Here is a 22337-nt window from a genome sequence, read left to right as displayed (position 1 = left end):
AGCTGGACGGGAGCCGGGAGCGCGCAGCGGTGATCAGGGACGGGCGGAGCAGGGCCAGGACGTACGCGGCGGGGGCGGTGGCCCTGCTGGCCTTCGCCACCGCGTGCGGTGACGGCGGAGGCGGCGGTGGGGCCGCCCCGGCCGCCGCGGCCACGTCCGCCGCGGCCCGGCCCACCGGCGCCGCGCCGACCACCGGGGCCGCGACCGCCACCCCGTCCGGCGCCCCGGCGGGAGCGGGCGCCGCGGCCTGGGCCAAGTGGGGCCTCACCCCGCTCGCCCCCGCCCCGGCGCCGCCCGCCGACAAGCCCGTCAAGCTCCAACGGACCGGCCCGGTACCGGTGTTCAGCGACGTGAAGACGAGCGACAAGGTCGTCTTCATCACCATCGACGACGGCGCCGAGAAGGACCCGAAGTTCGTCGAGATGCTGACCGACCTCAAGGTGCCGGTCTCGATGTTCCTGACCCGGGACATCGTCAGGAACGACTACGCGTACTTCAAGCCGCTCCAGGCGCTGGGCAACCACGTCCAGAACCACACCGTGGACCACCCGGTGATGAGCAAGCTCCCGGTGGACAGGCAGAAGGCCGAGATCTGCGACGCGCAGTCCGCGCTCACCCAGCAGTACGGCACCGCCCCGCTGCTGTTCCGTCCGCCGTTCGGCGACGGCGCCAACACCCCGGTGCTCAACACCTCGGTCCAGGAGTGCGGCCCGCGCGCCATAGTGCTGTGGCGCGAGTCGATGCAGATCCACGACATGCAGTACCAGTCCGGGGACAAGAAGCTGAAGCCCGGCGACATCATCCTGGCGCACTTCCGCGGCCCCAAGGAGCTCAAGGGCGCCACGATGACCCAGATGTTCGGCGACCTGCTGGCCCGGATCCAGGAGCAGGGCTTCTCGGTGGCCCGGCTGGAGGACTACATCCAGGCGCCCGCCTCGTAGCTCAGACCGGCCGTCCCAGCATCATCAGCGGCCCGTGGTCGGTGCGGCTGAGGATCACCGTGACGGTGTTCGGCCCGGAGGGCTTGAGCTGGCGGCGCAGCTCCTCCGGGGTGATCGCCATCCCGCGCTTCTTGATCACCACCGTGCCGACCGCCCGCTCGCGCAGCAGCGCCTTCAGCTTCTTGATGTTGAACGGCAGCACGTCGGTGAGCTCGAAGGCGTGCGCGTACGGGGTGGCGACCAGTTCGTCCGAGGTCAGGTAGGCGATCTTCGGGTCGATCAGCCGGCCGCCCACCTGCTCGGCCACCTCGGCCACCAGGTGGGCCCGGATCACCGCGCCGTCCGGCTCGTACAGGTAGCGCCCGACCGGGCCGGCCGGCGGGTCGGGCAGGTCGCCGCCGGTCAGGCTGGCGCCCTGCGGCAGCAGGGTGGCGCGGTGCGGGCTCGCGGCCCGGGTGCCGAACCAGAGCACCGCCTCCTTGACGTCGCCGTGGTCGGACACCCACTCGGCCTCGGCGTCCTGCGGCACCGCCTCGTGCGGGATGCCCGGCGCCACCTTCAGTGCGCCGACCGGGGTCCGCCGGCCGGCCTCGACGGCCCAGGAGAGCGGCGGGGCGTACGCCTCCGGGTCGAACACCCGGCCGCGCGAGGTGCGCCGGGCCGGGTCGGTGAACACCGCGTCGAAGCCGGTGACGTCCACCTCGGCGACGTCCGCGCAGCGCACCTCGACCAGGTCGGCCAGGCCCAGCGCGGCGGCGTTGGCCGCGGTGGCGGCGCAGGCCGCCGGGTCCCGGTCGACGGCCAGCACCTCGATGCCCGCCCGGGCCAGCGCCAGCACGTCCCCGCCGATGCCGCAGCAGAGGTCCGCCAGCCGCCGTACGCCCAGGGCGGCGAACCGCCGTGCCCGCCACTCGGCCACGCTGCGCCGGGTGGACTGCTCCACCCCGTTGGGCGTGAAGTACATCAGGTCGGCGTCGGCCCCGAACTTCGCCCGGGCCCGCTGGCGCAGCCGCGCCTGCCCGAACGCCGCCGACACCAGCTCCGCCGGGTGCTCCCGGCGCAGCCGGGTCGCCAGCGCCAGCTCCTCCTCGGGGGTGAACTCGCGCAACTCGGCGAGCAGGGCCTGGCCCTCGGGGGTCAGCAGCGGCTGGAGGTTCTCGGTGTCCACGGGGCCATTCTCGCCGGTCGGGCGCCCCCGCTCCGCGTGCCCGCCGGTTCCGGCGGGCCGGACGGCGTCAGCGCCACAGGACGCCCGAGGACAGGACCGCCGGCAGCACGAAGGGGGAGAGCACCGCGGCGACCGGGAGGTACTGGTAGCCGGACCGCCGGCTGCGGAAGGCGACCACCAGGCCCGCCGTCAGGGCGGCGACCGGGGCGGCCAGCATCCCGATGCCCAGGAAGGCCCATTCGAGGCCGTCCCCGTCGTCCCCGTGGCCGGGGCCGCTGCCGAGGGAGGCGACGACGAAGAAGACCACGAACGGCAGCGCGGCTCCCAGCAGGGGCAGCGACAGCAGGGCGAGGGCGGCGTCCGTGGTCCGGGACGGGCCGACGCGCACCGGGATCGATGTCATGACGAGGAGTCTGCCGACGGCGGGAGCGTCGCACATGAGTACGGCTACTCATCCGCGAATCCGGGTTCCCAGGGCGCGTCGTTGGCACTCTGGTTGACTGAGTGCTAACACGGCCCTATGGTCGTCCTTGGCACTCCCCACTAGGAGAGTGCTAACGCGACGACGTGTGTCTGACCCCCGCGACGGCAGACCCGCAGGATCGCCCCTACCCGTTAGAAAACCCCGTAATCTCCGAAGGGGAGCTCGGACGTGACCACCAGCAGCAAGGTTGCCATCAAGCCGCTCGAGGACCGCATCGTGGTCCAGCCGCTCGACGCCGAGACCACCACGGCCTCCGGCCTGGTTATCCCGGACACCGCCAAGGAGAAGCCCCAGGAGGGTGTCGTCCTGGCCGTCGGCCCGGGCCGCTTCGAGGACGGCCAGCGTCTGCCGCTCGACGTCGCCGTGGGTGACATCGTCCTGTACTCGAAGTACGGCGGCACCGAGGTGAAGTACCAGGGCGAGGAGTACCTGGTGCTCTCCGCTCGCGACGTTCTCGCCATCATCGAGAAGTAAGTCGTCCCGACCCGCCCCGGATCCGTGTCCTCCGTGACAGTGGCCCGGGGCGTGGTTGTTGGTTCACGTAGTTCGGCGGCCGGTCGGCCGGCCGCAGCCCCGAGGGAATAGGGAACATGGCGAAGATCCTGCAGTTCGACGAGGACGCCCGCCGCTCGCTGGAGCGCGGTGTCAACAAGCTGGCCGACACCGTCAAGGTGACCATCGGCCCCAAGGGCCGCAACGTCGTCATCGACAAGAAGTTCGGCGCCCCGACCATCACCAACGACGGTGTCACCATCGCCCGCGAGGTCGAGCTGGACGACCCGTACGAGAACCTTGGCGCGCAGCTCGTCAAGGAGGTCGCCACCAAGACCAACGACGTCGCGGGTGACGGCACCACCACCGCCACCGTGCTGGCCCAGGCCCTGGTCAACGAGGGTCTGCGCAACGTCGCCGCCGGTGCCGGCCCGGCCGCCCTGAAGAAGGGCATCGACAAGGCCGTCGCCGCCGTCTCCGAGCACCTGCTCTCCATCGCCCGCGAGATCGAGGGCAAGGACGACGTCGCCGCCGTCGCGTCCCTCTCCGCCCAGGACACCCAGGTCGGCGAGCTGATCGCCGAGGCGATCGACAAGGTCGGCAAGGACGGTGTCATCACCGTCGAGGAGTCGAACACCTTCGGCGTGGAGCTGGACTTCACCGAGGGCATGCAGTTCGACAAGGGCTACCTGTCGCCGTACTTCGTCACCGACGCGGAGCGGCAGGAGGCGGTCCTGGAGGACCCGTACATCCTGATCAACCAGGGCAAGATCTCCTCCATCCAGGAGCTGCTGCCGCTGCTGGAGAAGATCCTCCAGGGCGGTGCCTCCAAGCCGCTGCTGATCATCGCCGAGGACGTCGACGGCGAGGCGCTGTCGACCCTGGTCGTGAACAAGATCCGCGGCACCTTCAACGCCGTCGCCGTCAAGGCCCCGGGCTTCGGCGACCGCCGCAAGGCGATCCTCGGCGACCTGGCCGTCCTGACCGGTGGCCAGGTCATCTCCGAGGAGGTCGGCCTCAAGCTCGACCAGGTCGGCCTGGACGTGCTGGGCACCGCCCGCCGGGTGACCATCACCAAGGACGAGACCACGGTCGTCGACGGCGCCGGTGACGCCGAGGCCGTCGCCGGCCGCGTCGCCCAGATCAAGGGCGAGATCGCCGCGACCGACTCCGACTGGGACCGCGAGAAGCTGCAGGAGCGCCTGGCCAAGCTGGCCGGCGGCGTCTGCGTCATCAAGGTCGGCGCCGCCACCGAGGTGGAGCTGAAGGAGCGCAAGCACCGCCTGGAGGACGCCATCTCGGCGACCCGCGCCGCGGTCGAGGAGGGCATCGTCGCCGGTGGTGGCGCCTCCCTGGTCCACGCCGCCAAGGTGCTGAACGACGGCCTGGGCCTGTCGGGCGACGAGGCCACCGGTGTCGCGGTCGTCCGCAAGGCGCTGCACGAGCCGCTGCGCTGGATCGCCCAGAACGCCGGCCTGGAGGGCTACGTCATCACCTCCAAGGTCTCCGAGCTGGAGGCCGGCCAGGGCTACAACGCCGCCACCGGCGAGTACGGCGACCTGGTGAAGGCCGGCGTCATCGACCCGGTCAAGGTCACCCGCTCCGCCCTGGAGAACGCCGCCTCGATCGCCTCCCTGCTCCTCACCACCGAGACCCTCGTGGTGGAGAAGAAGGAGGAGGAGGCCGACAACGGTCACGGCCACTCGCACGGCCACGGCCACTCGCACTGAGGCTCCGACGCCTGACCGGAGGCCCGGTCCGCGCCCCGCGAGGGGAGCGGGCCGGGCCTCCGGCGTTCGCCCGCGCTTCAACTATCAGTAGAATTTTGCAGATTCCAAAGATTGCCTTATAAATAAGGCATGATCGAGGCCCGCCATCTGCGCGTCCTGCGTGCCGTCGCCCGCACCGGCTCCTTCTCCGCCGCCGCCCGCGAGCTGGGCTGTACGCAGCCCGCCATCAGCCAGCAGATGAAGGCCCTGGAGAAGTCGGTGGACACCCCGCTGGTGGTCCGCTCGGGCCGCGGGATGCAGCTCAGCGAGGCCGGCCGGGTCCTGCTCAAGCATGCCACCGGAATCCTGGCCGGGCTCTCCGCCGCCGAGGAGGAGGTCGCCGCGATCGCCGGGCTGCGGGCCGGGCGGGTGCGGCTGGTCTCCTTCCCGACCGCGAGCTCCACCCTGGTGCCGCCCGCCGTCGCCCGCCTGCGGGACGGCCATCCCGGGGTGCGCGTGTCGCTGGTCGAGGCGGAGCCGCCGGAGTCGCTGGCGATGCTGCGCGGCGGCGAGTGCGAGATCGCGCTGGCCTTCCGCTACCCGCAGTCCGACGGCGCCGCCGCGGCCCCGGCGCCCGCCCACGGCACGCCGCGCGAGGCCCGGGCCGAGGCCAACCTGGAGGCGCAGCAGCTGACCGCCGGGACCGACTGGTCCGATCTGGTGGTCACCCCGCTGCTGGACGACCCGCTGGTGGGCCTGCTGCCCGCCGACCACCCGCTGGGCGGGCGCGGCGGGGCGGTGGAGCTGGCCGAGCTGGCGGGGGAGCAGTGGATCGCCGGCTGCCCGCAGTGCCGGGGTCACCTGGTGGAGCTGTGCGCCGGCGCGGGCTTCGAGCCCCGGATCGACTTCGCGACGGACGACTACCCGGCGGTGGTCGGCCTGGTGGCGGCCGGGCTGGGGGTGGCGGTGCTGCCCCGGCTGGCGCTCCAGTCGGTGCGTCCTGACGGCGTGTCGACGGTGCCGGTGCGGACGGCCTCCGGGGCGCCCGCGGTGCGCCAGGTGGTCGCGCTGACCCTGCCGGACCTGGCCGAGGTGCCGGCCGTGGCGCTGATGCTGGAGCGGCTGGCGGGGGCGGCCGCCACGCGCTGACGGTGGGTGACGGGGCCGTCGTGGTTCTGTACGTACAGTGAGCCGACAGGCTGAAGCGCCGCGAGGAAACGTTTCTTCACGGCGCTCATGGAGACGGGTCTAGCGCCGGGCGACCGCCGGCGGGGTCAGCGGGACCTCGACCAGCCGGTGCCGCGAGCGTCCCAGCATCTCCTCGCGCTCGTCCTCGGTCATCCCACCCCAGACGCCGTACGGCTCACGGACCGCCAGCGCGTGCGCCGCGCACTCGGCGATCACCGGGCAGCGCATGCACACCTCCTTGGCGCTGGCCTCGCGCGAACTGCGCGCGGCCCCGCGCTCGCCCTCGGGGTGGAAGAAGAGCGAGCTGTCCACGCCACGGCAGGCTGCGGAGAGCTGCCAGTCCCAGAGGTCCGCGTTGGGACCGGGGAGGCGGGAGAAATCTGCCATGGCTCATTCCCTTCAGAGGCTGTCGGCCGTCGGCCGGGCGTTCGGCGGGGCTGGCTGCCGAGCGGTGCGGCGGGGCTTCGATGCACTGGTGTGGACACCTGGAAATATGACTTAAGGCAACTCCATGGACAAGTCACCCACACACTGGCACAACAGTCAATGACCATACGAAAGCTATAAAAAAGGGCATAGTGGGCAAGGGGTCCGCCGGGCGCGGGCGTGGCAATCGGGTGGCCCGAGGGGCGCGCGGCGTGCCGGGCCGGTGTGCGGGTCGTACGCCGACCGCGCGCGAGCTGCGCAAAAGAGCGGCGTGTGCACCGCGATGCGGCTGATCGGTAACGGGTCGGCCACGTACAGTGGTGGAGATGGCCCCGAAGGCCGTAACTCATTCGAGTGACGGTCGTTGGAAGTGCGGAGGCGGTTAGCGGGCGCCGGACGTCGGGAACGATCGCGGGCAGGTTGGGGCGATCAGCACGGAGTCTGTCGCCGATCGGCCGTGTCGGAGAGGTTCGTACCAGCCAGGAGGCTCAACGTGACGCGGATCAGCTGCGGAGGACGACGGTCATGACTTCCGTTCTCGTTTGCGACGATTCCCCGCTCGCCCGCGAGGCGCTTCGCCGCGCGGTCGCGACCGTACCCGGTGTGGACCGGGTCACCACCGCGACGAACGGGGAGGAGGTCCTCCGCCGCTGGGTGGCCGACCGCTCCGATCTCGTTCTGATGGACGTCCGGATGCCCGGCCTCGGCGGGGTCGAGACGGTCCGGCGGCTGCTGTCCGCCGACCCGGGCGCGCGGATCATCATGCTCACCGTCGCCGAGGACCTCGACGGTGTCGCGCTCGCGGTGGCCGCGGGCGCCCGCGGATACCTGCACAAGGACGCCTCGCGCGCCGAGCTGCGGGCCACCGTCACCCAGGCCCTCGCCGACCCGACCTGGCGGCTCGCCCCGCGCCGGCTGCGCAGCCCCGACATGGGCGCGGCGCCCACGTTGACGGCGCGTGAGATCCAGGTGCTGGAGGGCATGAGCCACGGCCGCAGCAACGCCGAGATCGGCCGCGAGCTGTTCCTCTCCGAGGACACCGTCAAGACCCACGCCCGACGGCTCTTCAAGAAGCTCGGGGCCTCCGACCGGGCGCACGCGGTGGCGCTGGGCTTCCGCTGGGGCCTGGTCCGCTGACCACCGGCGGCGCCGCCGGTTGCGGCGTGCCGCCGGTGGTTCCCGGAGCGGACACCGCACAGGCGTGTGACGTTACGGTCCCGAGGTTGCACCATGGAGGAGTGGAGCACCTCGGGGACCAGCGGACAGGCACTGCGGCGAACCACGCAGCCGCAGGACACTCGGCGGACGGCGCGACGGACGGTACCAGCGACTGCGGCGGGGCGGGAGGCGGCACGGTGCAGGAGGGGCCGGTGGTGCACGGCATGCCGCACGGTGCCGCAGCGCATAACGTTCCGGTGCACAACTCCGGACGCGGTGCCGCGTTTTCCCGCTCGACCAGGCACCATGGACCGATGCGCGACGACGTCGCCGGTACGGCCGGCCAGGCGGACCCGGTGGAGGCCGAGCCCTCCGGTCCGGGTCACGATCCGTCGTACGCCGAACCCGGCGGTTCCGCCGGTGCGACCGGGCCGGACCGCCCGCCGGTGCTCGGCAGGGGCGGCTCCCCGTTGGTGGGCGAGCTGGTCGCGGCCGCTGTGCGCGGCGAGGGCCCGGCGATCGACGCGCTGCTCGCCTACGTCCACCCGCTGGCCCTGCGGTACTGCCGCGCCAGGCTGGTCCGGCTGCCCGGCGGGGCCCGGCACCACGTGGACGACGTCGCCCAGGAGGTCTGCGTCGCGGTGCTCTGCGCGCTGCCCCGGTACAAGGACCAGGGGCGCCCGTTCGAGGCCTTCGTCTACGGGATCGCCGCGCACAAGATCGCCGATCTCCAGCGGGCCGCGATGCGCGGGCCCGGCTCGACCGTGGTGCCCCAGGACGACCTGCCGGAGGTGCCGGACGAGGCGCTCGGCCCGGAGGAGCAGGCGCTGCTGAGCAGCGACGCGGCCTGGGCGAAGGAACTGCTCTCCAACCTGCCGGCCCGTCAGCGCGAGCTGGTGCTGCTCCGGGTGGCCGCCGGACTGTCGGCGGAGGAGACCGGCGAGGTGCTCGGGATGTCGCCCGGTGCCGTCCGGGTGGCCCAGCACCGGGCGCTCAGCCGGCTGCGGGCGCTCGCGGAGGAGTCCTCCTGACCTGTGCCGTCCCCGCCGCTCGCGGTGGAATGGCCCATGGTGCGGGGTTGTTGTCAAGGGCACACGAGGACACATTCGCGGTGCCAGTACCATGGGGTATCGGCGCCTGGGCGGGTTGCCAAAGTTTGACGGGTGCGCGCGGGGTCCCCTTGGAGGATCCTCCCATTGCACCCGGCTTCGGCGGTCTGCGCGAGTGAGCGATGAATGCGCCCCCACCCTCAGGGCGTGAGCGGATAAGGCCGGCCACGGAAGGTACCCCCCAAATGTCTTACAACGCCGCAGGCGTACCCGAGAAGTTCGCCATGCTCGGGCTCACGTACGACGACGTCCTGCTGCTGCCCGGGGCCTCCGAGGTGCTGCCGAACCAGGTGGACACCTCCTCGCGGGTCTCCCGGAACGTGCGCGTCAACATTCCGCTGCTCTCCGCGGCGATGGACAAGGTCACCGAGTCGCGGATGGCCATCGCGATGGCGCGCCAGGGCGGCGTCGGCGTGCTGCACCGCAACCTGTCCGTCGAGGACCAGGCCAACCAGGTCGACCTGGTGAAGCGGTCCGAGTCCGGCATGGTCACCGACCCGATCACGGTCGGCCCGGAGACCACCCTGGGCGAGGCCGACGCGCTGTGCGCCAAGTTCCGCATCTCCGGCGTGCCGATCGCCGACGAGGCGGGCAAGCTGCTCGGCATCGTCACCAACCGCGACATGGCCTTCGAGTCGGACCGCAGCCGCCAGGTCCGCGAGATCATGACCCCGATGCCGCTGATCACCGGCAAGGTCGGCATCTCCGGGGTGGACGCGATGGCCCTGCTGCGCCGCCACAAGATCGAGAAGCTTCCGCTGGTCGACGACGAGGGCCGGATCAAGGGCCTGATCACCGTCAAGGACTTCGTCAAGGCCGAGCAGTACCCGAACGCCGCCAAGGACGCCGAGGGCCGGCTGCTGGTCGGTGCCGCCGTCGGCGCCAGCGCCGAGGCGTTCGACCGGGCCCAGGCCCTGGTCGAGGCCGGTGCGGACTTCCTGGTGGTGGACACCTCGCACGGCCACAGCCACAACGCGCTGGCCTGGATCGCGAAGATCAAGTCGGCCGTCAAGATCGACGTGGTCGGCGGCAACGTCGCCACCCGCGACGGCGCCCAGGCGCTGATCGACGCCGGCGTGGACGGCGTCAAGGTCGGCGTCGGCCCCGGCTCCATCTGCACCACCCGCGTGGTCGCCGGCATCGGCGTGCCGCAGATCACCGCCATCTACGAGGCCGCGGTGGCCTGCCAGGCGGCCGGCGTGCCGGTCATCGGCGACGGCGGCCTGCAGTACTCGGGCGACATCGGCAAGGCGCTCGCCGCCGGTGCCGACACCGTGATGCTCGGCTCGCTGCTGGCCGGCTGCGAGGAGTCGCCGGGCGAGCTGATGTTCATCAACGGCAAGCAGTTCAAGTCCTACCGCGGCATGGGCTCGCTGGGCGCCATGCAGTCCCGCGGCCAGGGGCGCTCCTACTCCAAGGACCGCTACTTCCAGGCCGAGGTGGCCTCGGACGACAAGCTCGTCCCCGAGGGCATCGAGGGCCAGGTGCCCTACCGCGGCCCGCTGTCGGCCGTGCTGCACCAGCTGGTCGGCGGTCTGCGCCAGACCATGGGCTACGTCGGCGCCGCCACCGTCGCCGAGATGGAGAGCAAGGGCCGGTTCGTCCGGATCACCTCGGCGGGCCTCAAGGAGAGCCACCCGCACGACATCCAGATGACCGTCGAGGCGCCGAACTACTCGGCCCGCTGACGCCGCCGGACCACCGAGGGGCCCGCTGCCGCACCGCGGCGGCGGGCCCCTCGGGGCGTCCGGGCGTCCGGGCGCGGCTGTCGGGCGTTCGGGCGTGGGCCGTCGGGGCGGGACCAGCGGCCGTACGGGATACTGGGGTGCGGTCGGGGTGACCCGGCAGGCATGAGCAACAAAGCAGAAGGGCTCGAAGTGACTGAGATCGAGATCGGGCGAGGCAAGCGCGGCCGACGGGCGTACGCCTTCGACGACATCGCCGTCGTCCCCAGCCGCCGTACCCGGGACCCGAAGGAGGTCTCGATCGCCTGGCAGATCGACGCCTACCGCTTCGAGCTGCCGTTCCTGGCCGCCCCGATGGACAGCGTGGTCTCGCCGCAGCAGGCCATCCAGATCGGCCGCCTCGGCGGTCTGGGCGTGCTGAACCTCGAAGGCCTGTGGACCCGCTACGAGGACCCGCAGCCGCTGCTGGACGAGATCGCCTCGATCACCGACGAGTCCACCGCGACCCGCCGGCTCCAGGAGATCTACTCCGCGCCGATCCGCGCCGAGCTGATCAAGCAGCGGATCCAGGAGGTCCGCGACTCCGGCGTGGTCACCGCCGCGGCCCTGTCGCCGCAGCGCACCGCCGAGTTCTCCAAGGCCGTCGTGGACGCCGGCGTCGACGTCTTCGTCATCCGCGGCACCACCGTCTCGGCCGAGCACGTCTCCGGTGCCGCCGAGCCGCTCAACCTCAAGCAGTTCATCTACGAGCTGGACGTCCCGGTGATCGTCGGCGGGTGCGCCACGTACACCGCGGCGCTGCACCTGATGCGGACCGGCGCCGCCGGGGTGCTGGTCGGGTTCGGTGGGGGCGCGGCCCACACCACCCGGAACGTGCTGGGCATCCAGGTGCCGATGGCGACCGCCGTCGCCGACGTGGCGGCCGCCCGTCGCGACTACATGGACGAGTCCGGTGGGCGCTACGTGCACGTCATCGCGGACGGCGGGGTCGGGTACAGCGGGGACATCCCGAAGGCGGTCGCCTGCGGCGCCGACGCGGTGATGATCGGGGCCGCGCTGGCGCGGGCCACCGACGCTCCGGGCAAGGGGATCCACTGGGGGATGGAGGCCGTCCACGAGGAGCTGCCGCGGGGCAAGCGGGTGGACCTCGGGACGGTCGGCACCACCGAGGAGATCCTGACCGGGCCGTCGCACACTCCGGACGGGACGATGAACCTGTTCGGTGCGCTGCGGCGGGCGATGGCCACGACGGGGTACACGGAGCTCAAGGAGTTCCAGCGGGTCGAGGTGACGGTGAATCCGGCGCTGGATCACCGCTGAGGTTTGTCGATGGGGGCCCCTGCCGGGTGACGGTGGGGGCCTTCGGGGTTTGTGGGGGGTTTCTGTTCGGGGGGTGGCTTTCGGGAGGGTGGGGGGCCGGGGGCGGCTCCGGGGGTGGGTGCTGCGGGGGCTGGATGATTTTCAGACTGCCGGTCCTGTGCCTGCGGGCTGGGGAGCGTTGGCAGTCTGAAAATCACCCGTCACGCCCCTCTCCGCACCCACCCCCTGCGCCGCCCCCTTCCGCAGCGCGTCCCTCTCGCTGGGGTGGGGGAGGGGCGGGTGGGTGGGGCGGTGGGTGGGGGGATGCCTGCTGGGGGTGAGGGCGGGGGTGCTGCTGGTGGGGTGTGGGTGTTGCGGGCGCGCGGGCTTCGCCTTGCGCGCCCGCTGGGGTGTTGGGGGTGTGTGGGTAGGTCAGGTGCGGGTGGCGGTGCGGCGGGTGAGGAGGAAGCCGCCGATGAGGGCGATGGCGTAGAAGGCGGCGTCGAGGGGGCGTAGGTCGGCGCGCCAGGTGGTGAGGGTGTCGTGGAGGAGGTTGTGGGGGGTGGGGCCTTCGGTGTGGAGGCGGCGGAGGTGTTCGATCAGTTGGCCGAGGAGGAGGGCGCCGGCGGCCAGGAGGGCGCCGAGTGGGGGGAGGAGGCGGCCGGGGCCGCCGAGGCGGCCCAGGGGGAGGGCGACCAGGCCGGCGGGGGCGATGGCCAGCCAGCCGAGGCTGTCGGCGGCGCGCAGGGGGGCGCTGCCGTAGGCGAGGCCGCCGAGGAGCATGGCGAGCAGGGCCAGGGTGACGGCCAGGGCGGTGCGGTGGCGGGGGGCGGGCCGGGGTTCGGGTTCGGTGGGGTCGAAGCCGGTGATGGCGCCGGGCATGCCGGGGGCGACGTAGCCCTCGGGGGCGGCCGGGGGAGGTGCGACCGAGTAGTGCTGGGCGGTGCGCGGCCGGGGCGACGGGCCGTCAGTGCCCGGTACGGGTGCGGTCATGGGCGTCGAATCCCCCCGGAAAGACGATGAGCTGCCGAACGGTAGCAGTGACTCGGACAGATCTTGGCGAGTTTTCGATCACAGATCGGGCACGGAGCGCCGCATCCGTTCAGGTCCGTCCCAGGTTGGGGCGGGGGCCGGGTGGTCGAGGGCCCTCGGGACAGGGGATGATGGAGGCTTGGGCGTTCGGGACCCAGGTCGGGCCGACGCGCCGTCACCACGACCGCCGGCAGCACATGGGGGAACGTTCCGAATGACCCAGGCGCAGGGTTCCACCGGCCGCCTCCTGGCCGGCCGCTACCGCCTGAACGGCGTGCTCGGGCGCGGCGGCATGGGCACGGTCTGGCGCGCCGAGGACGAGATGCTGGGCCGGACCGTCGCGGTCAAGGAACTGCGGATGAACGCCAGCGTCGACGAGGAGGAGAAGCACCGGCTGATCACCCGGACGCTGCGCGAGGCCAAGGCCACCGCGCGGATCCGGCACAACTCGGCGGTGACGGTCTTCGACGTGGTCGACGAGGACGACCGGCCGTGGATCGTGATGGAGCTGGTCGAGTCCCGCTCGCTGGCCGACGTGGTGCGGGAGGACGGGCCGCTGGAGCCCGCCCGGGCGGCGGAGATCGCGCTGGACGTGCTGGGCGTGCTCAGCGCGGCGCACGCGCTGGGGATCCTGCACCGGGACGTCAAGCCGTCCAACGTGCTGATCGGCGACGACGGCCGGGTGGTGCTCACCGACTTCGGCATCGCCAGCGTGGAGGGCGACGCCTCGGTCACCTCGACCGGGATGCTGGTCGGCGCCCCCTCGTACATCTCGCCGGAGCGGGCCCGCGGGCAGAAGCCCGGGCCGCCGGCCGACCTGTGGTCGCTGGGCGGCACGCTGTACGCCATGGTCGAGGGCCGGCCGCCGTACGACCGGGGCTCGGCGCTGGCCACGCTGACCGCGGTGATGACCGAGGACCTGGTCGCGCCGGTGAACGCCGGGCCGCTGCTGCCGGTGATCGAGGGGCTGCTGGCGAAGGACCCGGCCGAGCGGCTGGACGCTTCGCAGACCCGGTCGATGCTCAAGCGGGTGGTCGCGGAGTCGACCGCCCGGGCCGAGTCGACCACCGAGCACGCGGTGCCGGTGAAGAAGGCGGCCGCGGCGGAGCCGGAGGCCGAGGCCGGGCCGGCGAAGGTGGCGGCGGTGGAGCCGGAGCAGGCCGAGGACGGCCGCAAGCGGGCCGTGGGCGGGCTGCTGGGGACGGTTCGGGTCGGTAGCCGGGCCCAGGGCGCGGAGCCCGCCGGGAAGCCGTCGGGGGAGCCGGAGGCGGAGTCGATCCGGCCGGTCACCAGCGAGTGGACGTTGGGCGCGACCCAGGCGGCCGGGGCCGATCCGCGCACCGGCCGGCGGCGGCTGGCCATCGCCACCGTGATCGTGGTGCTGCTGCTGATCGCGGGCGTGGTGGCGGTGGTCCAGGCGGTCGGCGGGGACGGCGGTCCGGGCGGCGGGGCCACCCGGAGCGCGGGTGCCACCGGGCCGGTGACGGCCAGTACGCAGCCGGAGCCGGTGTCGAGCCCGAGTGCGGCGGCGTCGCCGGCGCCCGCCCAGCCGACCGGTGACCCGGCGGCGGTGCCGGACGCGCCGGCGCAGTCCGCCGGTGCGCCCGCGGCTCCCGTGCAGACCCCGGCGCCGGTGCAGACCCCGGCTCCCGTGCAGACCCCGGCGGCGCCCGCGCCGGCCGCCGTGCCGGCCGGCTACCACGAGTACAAGGACCCGAGCGGCTTCTCGGTCGTGCTCCCGGACGGTCTGCAGCCGGCCGGGTCGGACGCCAACCGGCGGATCTTCAAGAACGCGGCCGACGGCAGCCAGCTGCGGATCGAGTGGACCACGTCGCCCGGGGCGAGCGCGGTCGCGGACTGGCAGGAGTCGGAGCCGAACGTCCGCGGTCAGGTCAGCAACTACCAGCGGCTGAACCTGGCGGCGATCACCTACCGGCAGTGGACCAACGCGGCGGACTGGGAGTGGACCAACGGCACGCCCAGGATGCACTCGCTCAACCGCGGCTTCGTGACCGGGACTCCGGCCAAGTACGGGTACTCGATCTACTGGATCGTCCCGGACGCGGAGTGGGCCGCCCAGGCCCCCGTCCGGGACGTCGTCTTCAACAGCTTCCAGCCGGCGCCGTAGGGCGACAGGCCCTAACCGATCAGGCGTTGCTTGGCGCGGGTGAACTCGTCCTCGGTGAGGGCGCCGGAGGCGCGCAGGGCGGCCAGCCGTTCGAGCTGGCCGATGAGCTGGTCGCCGGTGGCGGCCTCGGCCGGGGCGGCGGGTACGGCCTTCGGGGCGTTGCGGGCGGTGCGGGCGGCGGTCCGGAGCTGTTCGGCGAAGAAGTCGGCCTTGACCACGTCCTCGAAGCGGTGCGAGCCGGTGAGCGCCACCACCAGGAGCACTTCGCCGTTGAGCTTGGTGCGGGTCACGGTGACGTCGGTGACGGCGGCGAGCGGAACCGGTACCGGAGGCTTCCCGTCCTTCAGGAAGAGCAGCCGATGGGTGGTCAGCACGAGCATGCCCTTGCGGAAGTGGTCGGGGTGGCGCCCGGCGGTCGAGGCTACCGGCTTCTCACCGTCGATGATGGTTCCCTCGACGGTGCGGAGGGCCTCGGCCTGGTTGGCCTTGCCGCTGTTTCCGGACGCCTCGAGGGCGGTGTCGATCAGATCGGTCCAGTCCATGGGATCGAGCCTAAGGGAGCCGCTCAGTAGGCTGCTCGGAGAGCGAGAGGAACTGGCATGCGAGGCGCCCCCGGGCAGTTGCTGGCGGGGCGGTACCGGCTGACGGACCGTCCTGAACCGCTGCGTGCCCACGCGGTGGACGAGCGGACCGGCGAATCGGTGCTGCTGAGCGCCCTGGAGCTGCCGGAGTTGCTGACGTCGGGTCAGGACCCGGAGGAGGCCGCCGCGGCGCAGGCGGACCGGTTGGTGCGGCGGGTGGCGGCGGTCGGTTCGGCCGCGCCGGTCGCGCACCCGAGGTTGCTGCGCGGGGTCGGCGCGTTCGTCGAGGGCGAGCTGTTGTGGACGGTGGAGGAGCGGCCGGCCGGGCGGACGGTGGCCGAGCTGCTCGCCGAGGGGCCGCTGCCGCCGTACCGGGCGGCCGAGCTGGCGGCGGACGTGGCCGGCGCGCTGCGGGCGCTGCACGCGGCCGGGCTGACCCACGGCGCCCTGACCGCGGAGTCGGTGCTGGTCTGCGAGGACGGCGCGGCGATGCTCGGCGGGCTGCTCGCCGGGGTGGCGGAGGAGGCGCTGGCCGAGGAGCTCGGCGGGCCGGGCGGGCGGCGCCGGTACGAGGTGCGGGCCACCCTGGTCGGGCCGGTGGCGGAGCGCTGGCCGCTGGACGGCGGCCCGGCGGGCGACTGCTGGGCGCTCGGGGTGCTGCTGCAGCGGCTGGTCACCGGCCGTGCGCCGTACCCGGAGCGGGACGTGCCGGAGCTGGTGACGGCCGTACGGGACGGGCGGCGCGAGCCCGCGGTGGTGTGCGGGCCGCTCGCGCCGCTGGTGGAGCGGCTGTTGCGGCCCGATCCGGTGCTGCGGCCGACGGCGGAGGCGGTCCGCGGCGAGCTGGCGGCGCTGCTGGCGGGGGCGCCGGAGCCGGTCGACGAGGAGCGGGCGGCGGGGGTCCCGGTGCTGAAGCCGGAGGCGCCGCTGGTGCCGCGCCCGCGCGGCGGGAGGGCCGGGAGGAGTGCCCGGAAGGGCGGGAACGGTGGGGACTTCGGGCCGGGGAACGGGGCGAAGCCGCCCCGGATACCCCCCGCCCTGTTGGGCCCGCTGCTGGTGGGTGGAGTGTTCGTGCTGCTCGCGCTGGGAATCGCCGCGGTGGTCCTGTTCGCAGGCTGACGGCCCGCCGGGGTTCCGGCCTGCCGGTCCGGGGAGCGGGCGAGATTACCCGGGGAGGCAAGGTGCGCCTAATGTGTGCCTGGGATTTGTTCGAACAGTGGTCTGCACCAGGCCCTCCGTCGCGGTGACGGCAGGCGGAATGTGTGGGGGAGCGGGCGCAGATGGGCGTGCAGGACCGGCCGGAGTCGGCCGAGGCGGAGCGGTTGCTGGCCGGGCGGTACGAGCTCGGCGAGCGGCTCGGCCGCGGCGGCATGGGCACTGTCTGGCGGGCCTGGGACCGGATGCTCGACCGCGAGGTCGCGGTCAAGGAGCTGACCGTCAACCACCTGCCCGAGGAGGACCTCCAGATCCTGCACGCCCGGATGAAGCGCGAGGCCAGCGCGGCCGCGCGGATCAAGCACCCCGGCGTGATCACCGTGCACGACGTGCTGGAGCAGGACGGCCGGCCCTGGATCGTGATGGAGCTGGTCGACGGCCGCTCGCTGGCCGACGTGATCAGCCAGGACGGCACCCTGCAGCCGCGCGCCGCCGCCGAGGTCGGCAGCCAGGTGCTGGCCGCGCTGCACCGCGGCCACCAGCTGGGCGTGCTGCACCGGGACGTGAAGCCGGCCAACGTGCTGCTGGAGCGCGGCACCGGGCGGGTGGTGCTGCTGGACTTCGGCATCGCGAAGTACGAGGGCTCGACCGAGCTGACCCGGCCCGGCGACCTGGTCGGCTCGCCGGACTACCTGGCGCCGGAGCGCGCCCAGGGCGAGCGGCCCGGGCCGGCCTCGGACCTGTGGGGCCTCGGGGCGACGCTGTACGCGGCGGTCGAGGGCCAGTCGCCGTTCCGGCGGGACTCGCCGATCACCACGCTCGCCGCGGTGGTCGACGAGCCGCTGCCGGAGTCGCGGCGGGCCGGGCCGCTGGGGCCGGTGCTGGCCGCGCTGATGGCCAAGGACCCGGCCGAGCGGCCCACCGCGGACGAGGCGGCCCGGATGCTGGCCGAGGTGCAGGCCGGGCACACGATGGGCCTGAAGTCGGTCGCGTCGGTGCGCACGCCCACCCAGTCGGTGCCGGTGGTGGACCGCAGTGAGGGCCGGGCGTCCGCGGCGGAGCCGGTCGAGGGCTCCGAGGAGCCGACCGAGCCGAAGGCCGCCGCGCCCGCCGTCCCCCTCGTCCCCGTCGGACCGGACACCGCCGGGGGCGCGCAGGCCGCGGCGATGGCGTACACCGGGCCCGTCGCGCCGGTGCCGCACTCCGTCACGCCCGCGCGCGGTCCGGCCAGGCGCCGCAACCTACTGAAGATCGTCGGCATCGCGGTGGCCGTCGGCCTGCTGGCCGCCGCCGGCACCTTCCTCGTCACCCGGCACATGGTGGGCGGCGACGGCCCGGTGGACCCGACGCCGACCGCCGCCGAGTCCACCGGCCCCGAGCCCACCAGCGACGCCACCCCGGCGGTGGCGCCGCCCAGCGGCTACCACTGGGTCGACGACCCGGCCGGCTTCCGCTTCCCGCTGCCGAACGGGACCCCGTCCTGGCAGCGGATCAGCGCCGGGGACAACCAGATCTTCTACAGCCCCGACGGCAAGGTGCACTACCTCCAGTTCGCCGTCACCGTCGGCCAGTCGGTCAAGCCGCTGGACCACATGCGGCAGATGGAGGGCAACGTTTCCAAGTCGCTCAAGGACTACAAGCAGCACCGGATGGCCGGCACGGCGGTGAAGGGTCAGGAGGCGGCGGTCTGGGAGTTCAGCTACCTGGCCAAGGAGGGCGGCCGCCGGCGCGCGATCGAGACCGAGTTCATCAGCCAGGACGGCACCAGCTACGCGATCTACTCGTCCAGCCCGGAGAAGGGCAACGAGTGGAACGAGGCCGAGCAGCGCTTCTACGCGGTGCTCAACAACTTCACCCCGACCCGCTGACCGGGCGCGGGCGGAGCGCCCGCTTTCGCCCGACTGCGGCAGATTCTTGTTACCGACGGGTACCGGACCGGCCGCCGAGCGCCTAGGCTGCGCCGTATGTCGGACCTCACAGCAGATGCAGTGGCCACCGAACACCCCGGCACCGGCAATCCGGCGGCCCCCGGCGGCGGCCGGACGGTCGCCGCGGCCGTCCCGCCGTCCCTGGTCGCCAGGCTGGCCGCCGGCGTCACCGCCACCGGCGAGCCCGACCTGGTGGAGACCGTCGCCCCGCTGACCGGCGAACGGCTGGCCAGTCTGCCGCAGTCCACCCCGGCCGACGTCGAGGTCGCCTTCCAGCTGGCCCGCCGCGCCCAGGCGGCCTGGGCCGCGCTGCCGGTGCGCCGCCGGGCCGCCGTCCTGCTGCGCTTCCACGACCTGCTGCTCAGGCGGCAGGACGAGGTGCTGGACCTCGTCCAGGCGGAGACCGGCAAGGCCCGGCTGCACGCCTTCGAGGAGGTGCTGGCCGTCGCCATGGCCGCCCGGCACTACGGGCGGGCCGCGCACGCGTACCTCAGGGACAAGCGGCACGGCGGCGCGCTGCCGGTGCTCACCCGCGCCGTCGAGGCCCGCCGTCCCAAGGGCGTGGTCGGCCACATCTCGCCGTGGAACTACCCGCTGGAGCTGTCCGTCGGCGACGCCCTGCCCGCCTTCGTGGCCGGCAACGCGGTGGTCAACAAGCCCGACACCCAGACCGCGCTGACCGCGCTGTGGGCCCGCGAGCTGCTGGTCGAGGCCGGGCTCCCGGCCGACCTGTGGCAGATCGTGATCGGCGACGGCCCGGTGATCGGCCCCGCCGTGGTGGAGCACGCCGACTACGTCTCGTTCACCGGCTCCACCCGCACCGGCCGCGACGTCGCCCAGCGCGCCGCCGCCCGCCTGGTCGGCGCCTCGCTCGAACTCGGCGGCAAGAACGCCATGCTGGTGCTCGCCGACGCCGACCTCGACGCGGCCGCCGCGGGTGCCGTACGGGCCTGCTTCTCCTCCGCCGGGCAGCTGTGCATCTCGATCGAGCGGCTGCTGGTGCACCGCTCGGTGGCCGACGAGTTCCTGGAGCGCTTCGCCGCCCGCACCCGGGCGCTGCGCCTCGGCGGCGGCCTCGCGTACGGCGCGGACATGGGCTCGCTGGTCTCCGTCCGCCAGCTGGAGACCACCACCCGGCACGTGGACGAGGCGGTCAAGGCGGGCGCCACCGTGGTGGCCGGCGGGCGCGCCCGGCCGGACCTCGGCCCGTTCTTCTTCGAGCCGACCATCCTCGACGGCGTCACCCCGGACATGGCGGTCTGCGCCGAGGAGACCTTCGGCCCGGTCGTCTCCCTCTACCGCTTCGACACCGACGAGGAGGCGGTGGCCGCCGCCAACTCCACGCCGTACGGCCTGAACTCCAGCGTCTGGACCAGGGACCAGCGGCGCGGCCGGGCGGTCGCGGCCCGGCTGCGCACCGGCACGGTCAACGTCAACGAGGCGTACGCCGCCGCGTACGGCTCGGTCGGCTCGCCGATGGGCGGCATGGGCGACTCCGGGCTCGGCCGCCGGCACGGCGCGGAGGGCATCCTGCGCTTCACCGAGGCGCAGACCATCGCGACCCAGCGGCTGATGCCGATCGCGCCCGCGTTCGGGCTGGACGACAAGCAGTTCGCCGCCGTGATGACCGGCGGGCTGCGGGCGCTCAAGGCGCTGCGCTTCAAGTAGGCCCCGAAGGCCCGTGGGCCCCCGGACGGAGGCGGGCCCCGGAGGCACGCGGGCCCCGCGCGTCCGCCGGGGCCCGGTTCGCGGTACCCACAGGCAGGTTCACCCGGCGAAGGAGCGGTGGCAGATGGTGCAGTCCGGCGGTGCGGCGGAGTTCGACTACGACGTGGTGGTGGTCGGCTCCGGCTTCGGCGGTTCGGTCGCGGCCCTGCGGCTGACCGAGAAGGGCTACCGGGTCGCCGTCCTGGAGGCCGGGCGGCGCTTCGACCGGGACGAACTGCCCCGGAACTCCTGGGACCTGCCGAACTACCTGTGGGCGCCGCAGCTCGGGCTGTACGGCATCCAGCGCATCCACCTGCTGGCCAACGTGCTGATCCTGGCCGGCGCCGGGGTCGGCGGCGGCTCGCTGAACTACGCCAACACCCTGTACGTGCCGCCGAAGGCCTTCTTCGAGGACCGCCAGTGGCGCCACATCACCGACTGGCAGCAGGAGCTGGCGCCGTTCTACGACCAGGCGCAGCGGATGCTCGGGGTCCGGCTCAACCCGACCCTCACCCCCTCCGACGTCCACCTCAAGGCGGCCGCCGAGCGGATGGGCGTCGGTGACACCTTCCACATGGCGCCGGTCGGGGTCTTCTTCGGCGACGGCGGGGACACCGACGGCAGCGCCAAGGCGGCGCCCGGCGGCGAGGTGGCCGACCCGTACTTCGGCGGCGCCGGCCCGGCCCGCAAGGCCTGCGTGGAGTGCGGCGAGTGCATGACCGGCTGCCGGCACGGCGCCAAGAACATGCTCACCGAGAACTACCTCCACCTGGCGGAGCGGGGCGGTGCGGAGATCCACCCGCTGACCACGGTGGCCCGGATCCGCGAGTACGGCGCCGGCTACGCGGTGGACGTGCGCCGCACCGACTCCCGGTCGAGGACGGACCGGGTGAAGGCGGGCGCGCGGACGATCACCGCGGCCCGGGTGGTCGTGGCGGCCGGCACCTACGGCACCCAGTCGCTGCTGCACCGGATGCGCGACGGCGGCCACCTGCCCCGGATCTCGGATCGGCTGGGCGAGCTGACCCGCACCAACTCCGAGGCGCTGGTGGGCGCGCAGACCACCGACCGGCGCTACGGCGCCAGGGCGGACTTCACCAAGGGCGTGGCGATCACCTCGTCGATCCACCCGGACGCCAACACCCACATCGAGCCGGTCCGCTACGGCAAGGGCTCCAACGCGATGGGCGCGCTGTCCATCGCCCAGGTCCGGGGCGGCGGGGCGGTCCCGCGCTGGCTGCGCTACCTGGCCAACTCGGCGCTCCACCCGGTGACCTTCGCCCGCTCGATGAACCAGCGCTGCTGGTCCGAGAAGACGATCATCGGCCTGGTGATGCAGTCGCTGGACAACTCGATCACCGTCTCGCTGCGGAAGGGGCCGCTCGGCAAGGCCCGGCTCACCTCCTCCCAGGGCCACGGCGAGCCCAACCCGACCTGGATCCCGGCCGCCGAGAAGGGCGCCCAGGCGCTGGCCGACGAGATCAACGGCTTCCCGGGCAGCACCGTCGGCGAGATCTTCGACATCCCGATGACGGCGCACTTCCTGGGCGGCTGCCCGATCGGCGACGCCCCCGAGACCGGCGTGGTGGACCCGTACCACCGGCTGTACGGCTACCCCGGGATCAGCGTGGTGGACGGCTCGGCCGTCTCCGCCAACCTGGGCGTCAACCCCTCGCTCACCATCACCGCCCAGGCCGAGCGCGCCATGTCGATGTGGCCGAACAAGGGCGAGGCGGACCCGCGCCCGGCCCAGGGCGAGGAGTACCGGCGGGTCGCCGCGGTGGCCCCGGCGCGGCCGGCCGTCCCCGAGGGCGCGTTCGGCGCGCTGCGGCTGCCGCTGCTGCCCGTCCCGGAGGTCCCGAAGAAGCGCGGCTGACCCGGCCGGGACGTCCAACCGGCCTGCCTCCTTTCCCGGTTGACATCCGTTCGGGTCCGATGGGATAAACGGGCTCCCTGGGGCGCCCAGGGACTCGTCGAGCGGGGGGAACGCGGGCCATGGCCGACTGCACGTCGTGCGGGGCGACTTCGGAGGAGGGGGCCTCCACCTGCGGGTCGTGCGGCCGGCCGTTCGCGCCGCCGCCCCCGCCGGCCGCCGCTCCGCCCGTCCCGCCGCCCCCGCCGGGTGCGGCTCCGCCCGTCCCGCCGCC

At 73.5% G+C, this 22337-nt stretch carries 18 protein-coding genes; 13 read left to right on the top strand and 5 right to left on the bottom strand.

The genetic code is table 11. The features are described 5' to 3' along the window. The first annotated feature begins 29 nt into the window (after positions 1-29). Positions 30-941 carry a polysaccharide deacetylase family protein gene (locus ACZ5GH_RS15150; RefSeq protein ID WP_464334489.1) on the top strand — a complete coding sequence of 304 codons (912 nt, stop codon included), beginning with the start codon at positions 30-32 and terminating at the stop codon, positions 939-941. A gap of 1 nt (position 942) precedes the next feature. On the opposite strand, the gene ACZ5GH_RS15145 is transcribed toward ACZ5GH_RS15150, so the two are convergent. Together ACZ5GH_RS15145 and ACZ5GH_RS15140 are read right to left on the bottom strand one after the other, a co-directional pair. Further along, on the bottom strand, positions 943-2109 hold the full coding sequence (locus tag ACZ5GH_RS15145; protein WP_387756381.1) for a class I SAM-dependent methyltransferase: 1167 nt from the start codon (positions 2107-2109) through the stop codon (positions 943-945). Positions 2110-2176: 67 nt separating this feature from the next. After that, positions 2177-2512 carry a hypothetical protein gene (locus ACZ5GH_RS15140; RefSeq protein ID WP_387756383.1) on the bottom strand — a complete coding sequence of 112 codons (336 nt, stop codon included), beginning with the start codon at positions 2510-2512 and terminating at the stop codon, positions 2177-2179. Positions 2513-2761: 249 nt separating this feature from the next. Here ACZ5GH_RS15140 and groES point away from each other — a divergent pair, with 249 nt between their 5' ends. The 3 genes from groES (at position 2762) to ACZ5GH_RS15125 (ending at position 5943) form a co-directional block, all read left to right on the top strand. Then, positions 2762-3067: a co-chaperone GroES gene (gene groES, locus ACZ5GH_RS15135; RefSeq protein WP_014136232.1), complete on the top strand. Its 306-nt coding sequence runs from the start codon at positions 2762-2764 to the stop codon at positions 3065-3067. A gap of 116 nt (positions 3068-3183) precedes the next feature. After that, entirely contained in the window at positions 3184-4815 is a 1632-nt protein-coding gene (gene groL / locus ACZ5GH_RS15130; RefSeq protein WP_387756385.1) for a chaperonin GroEL, read from the top strand. Positions 4816-4944: 129 nt separating this feature from the next. Then, complete coding sequence (locus ACZ5GH_RS15125; protein ID WP_387756387.1) at positions 4945-5943, top strand: LysR family transcriptional regulator; 999 nt, start codon at positions 4945-4947, stop codon at positions 5941-5943. A 99-nt stretch (positions 5944-6042) separates the two neighbouring features. On the opposite strand, the gene ACZ5GH_RS15120 is transcribed toward ACZ5GH_RS15125, so the two are convergent. After that, positions 6043-6369: a WhiB family transcriptional regulator gene (locus tag ACZ5GH_RS15120; RefSeq protein ID WP_350735776.1), complete on the bottom strand. Its 327-nt coding sequence runs from the start codon at positions 6367-6369 to the stop codon at positions 6043-6045. Between the two features lie 564 nt (positions 6370-6933). On the opposite strand from ACZ5GH_RS15120, the gene ACZ5GH_RS15115 reads away from it, so the two are divergent. The 4 genes from ACZ5GH_RS15115 (at position 6934) to ACZ5GH_RS15100 (ending at position 11680) form a co-directional block, all read left to right on the top strand. Next, positions 6934-7545 carry a response regulator transcription factor gene (locus ACZ5GH_RS15115; RefSeq protein ID WP_014136228.1) on the top strand — a complete coding sequence of 204 codons (612 nt, stop codon included), beginning with the start codon at positions 6934-6936 and terminating at the stop codon, positions 7543-7545. A 335-nt stretch (positions 7546-7880) separates the two neighbouring features. Beyond that, entirely contained in the window at positions 7881-8597 is a 717-nt protein-coding gene (locus ACZ5GH_RS15110) for a sigma-70 family RNA polymerase sigma factor (RefSeq protein WP_387756390.1), read from the top strand. A 263-nt stretch (positions 8598-8860) separates the two neighbouring features. Continuing rightward, positions 8861-10363, top strand: coding sequence for an IMP dehydrogenase (gene guaB / locus ACZ5GH_RS15105; protein ID WP_387756392.1), 1503 nt, complete (start codon positions 8861-8863; stop codon positions 10361-10363). Between the two features lie 189 nt (positions 10364-10552). Further along, complete coding sequence (locus ACZ5GH_RS15100) at positions 10553-11680, top strand: GuaB3 family IMP dehydrogenase-related protein (protein ID WP_387756394.1); 1128 nt, start codon at positions 10553-10555, stop codon at positions 11678-11680. A 411-nt stretch (positions 11681-12091) separates the two neighbouring features. Here ACZ5GH_RS15100 and ACZ5GH_RS15095 read toward each other — a convergent pair whose 3' ends face one another. Next, entirely contained in the window at positions 12092-12652 is a 561-nt protein-coding gene (locus ACZ5GH_RS15095; protein ID WP_464334488.1) for a hypothetical protein, read from the bottom strand. 253 nt (positions 12653-12905) lie between these two features. Between ACZ5GH_RS15095 and ACZ5GH_RS15090 the strand changes: the two genes are divergently transcribed. Beyond that, positions 12906-14819 carry a serine/threonine-protein kinase gene (locus tag ACZ5GH_RS15090; RefSeq protein ID WP_464334487.1) on the top strand — a complete coding sequence of 638 codons (1914 nt, stop codon included), beginning with the start codon at positions 12906-12908 and terminating at the stop codon, positions 14817-14819. A gap of 11 nt (positions 14820-14830) precedes the next feature. On the opposite strand, the gene ACZ5GH_RS15085 is transcribed toward ACZ5GH_RS15090, so the two are convergent. Beyond that, positions 14831-15361 (bottom strand): SHOCT domain-containing protein, encoded by a 531-nt coding sequence (locus ACZ5GH_RS15085; protein WP_464334486.1) that lies wholly within the window; start codon positions 15359-15361, stop codon positions 14831-14833. A gap of 57 nt (positions 15362-15418) precedes the next feature. On the opposite strand from ACZ5GH_RS15085, the gene ACZ5GH_RS15080 reads away from it, so the two are divergent. The 4 genes from ACZ5GH_RS15080 to ACZ5GH_RS15065 all read left to right on the top strand — a co-directional run bounded on the left by ACZ5GH_RS15080 (position 15419) and on the right by ACZ5GH_RS15065 (position 22066). After that, positions 15419-16519 carry a protein kinase domain-containing protein gene (locus ACZ5GH_RS15080; RefSeq protein WP_387756402.1) on the top strand — a complete coding sequence of 367 codons (1101 nt, stop codon included), beginning with the start codon at positions 15419-15421 and terminating at the stop codon, positions 16517-16519. A gap of 161 nt (positions 16520-16680) precedes the next feature. Further along, the gene (locus ACZ5GH_RS15075) at positions 16681-18423 is read left to right on the top strand and encodes a serine/threonine-protein kinase (protein WP_387756404.1); all 1743 of its coding nucleotides are present in this window, start codon (positions 16681-16683) and stop codon (positions 18421-18423) included. Between the two features lie 96 nt (positions 18424-18519). Next, positions 18520-20151, top strand: a complete 1632-nt coding sequence (locus ACZ5GH_RS15070; protein ID WP_387756406.1) for a succinic semialdehyde dehydrogenase — start codon at positions 18520-18522, stop codon at positions 20149-20151. Between the two features lie 124 nt (positions 20152-20275). Continuing rightward, positions 20276-22066: a GMC oxidoreductase gene (locus ACZ5GH_RS15065; RefSeq protein WP_464334485.1), complete on the top strand. Its 1791-nt coding sequence runs from the start codon at positions 20276-20278 to the stop codon at positions 22064-22066. Positions 22067-22337: the final 271 nt, after the last annotated feature.

This window comes from Kitasatospora sp. Xyl93 (assembly GCF_055383135.1).
This window is presented reverse-complemented; position numbering and strand designations above follow the sequence as displayed.

Bases quoted from the DNA above. Each gene is read 5' to 3' on its own strand.
- ACZ5GH_RS15075 (WP_387756404.1), top strand. From the start codon at position 16,681: ATGGGCGTGCAGGACCGGCCGGAGTCGGCCGAGGCGGAGCGGTTGCTG.
- groL (WP_387756385.1), top strand. From the start codon at position 3,184: ATGGCGAAGATCCTGCAGTTCGACGAGGACGCCCGCCGCTCGCTGGAG.
- ACZ5GH_RS15125 (WP_387756387.1), top strand. From the start codon at position 4,945: ATGATCGAGGCCCGCCATCTGCGCGTCCTGCGTGCCGTCGCCCGCACC.
- ACZ5GH_RS15095 (WP_464334488.1), bottom strand. From the start codon at position 12,652: ATGACCGCACCCGTACCGGGCACTGACGGCCCGTCGCCCCGGCCGCGC.
- ACZ5GH_RS15110 (WP_387756390.1), top strand. From the start codon at position 7,881: ATGCGCGACGACGTCGCCGGTACGGCCGGCCAGGCGGACCCGGTGGAG.
- ACZ5GH_RS15090 (WP_464334487.1), top strand. From the start codon at position 12,906: ATGACCCAGGCGCAGGGTTCCACCGGCCGCCTCCTGGCCGGCCGCTAC.
- guaB (WP_387756392.1), top strand. From the start codon at position 8,861: ATGTCTTACAACGCCGCAGGCGTACCCGAGAAGTTCGCCATGCTCGGG.
- ACZ5GH_RS15120 (WP_350735776.1), bottom strand. From the start codon at position 6,369: ATGGCAGATTTCTCCCGCCTCCCCGGTCCCAACGCGGACCTCTGGGAC.
- ACZ5GH_RS15115 (WP_014136228.1), top strand. From the start codon at position 6,934: ATGACTTCCGTTCTCGTTTGCGACGATTCCCCGCTCGCCCGCGAGGCG.
- ACZ5GH_RS15070 (WP_387756406.1), top strand. From the start codon at position 18,520: ATGTCGGACCTCACAGCAGATGCAGTGGCCACCGAACACCCCGGCACC.
- ACZ5GH_RS15085 (WP_464334486.1), bottom strand. From the start codon at position 15,361: ATGGACTGGACCGATCTGATCGACACCGCCCTCGAGGCGTCCGGAAAC.
- ACZ5GH_RS15080 (WP_387756402.1), top strand. From the start codon at position 15,419: ATGCGAGGCGCCCCCGGGCAGTTGCTGGCGGGGCGGTACCGGCTGACG.
- ACZ5GH_RS15065 (WP_464334485.1), top strand. From the start codon at position 20,276: ATGGTGCAGTCCGGCGGTGCGGCGGAGTTCGACTACGACGTGGTGGTG.
- ACZ5GH_RS15140 (WP_387756383.1), bottom strand. From the start codon at position 2,512: ATGACATCGATCCCGGTGCGCGTCGGCCCGTCCCGGACCACGGACGCC.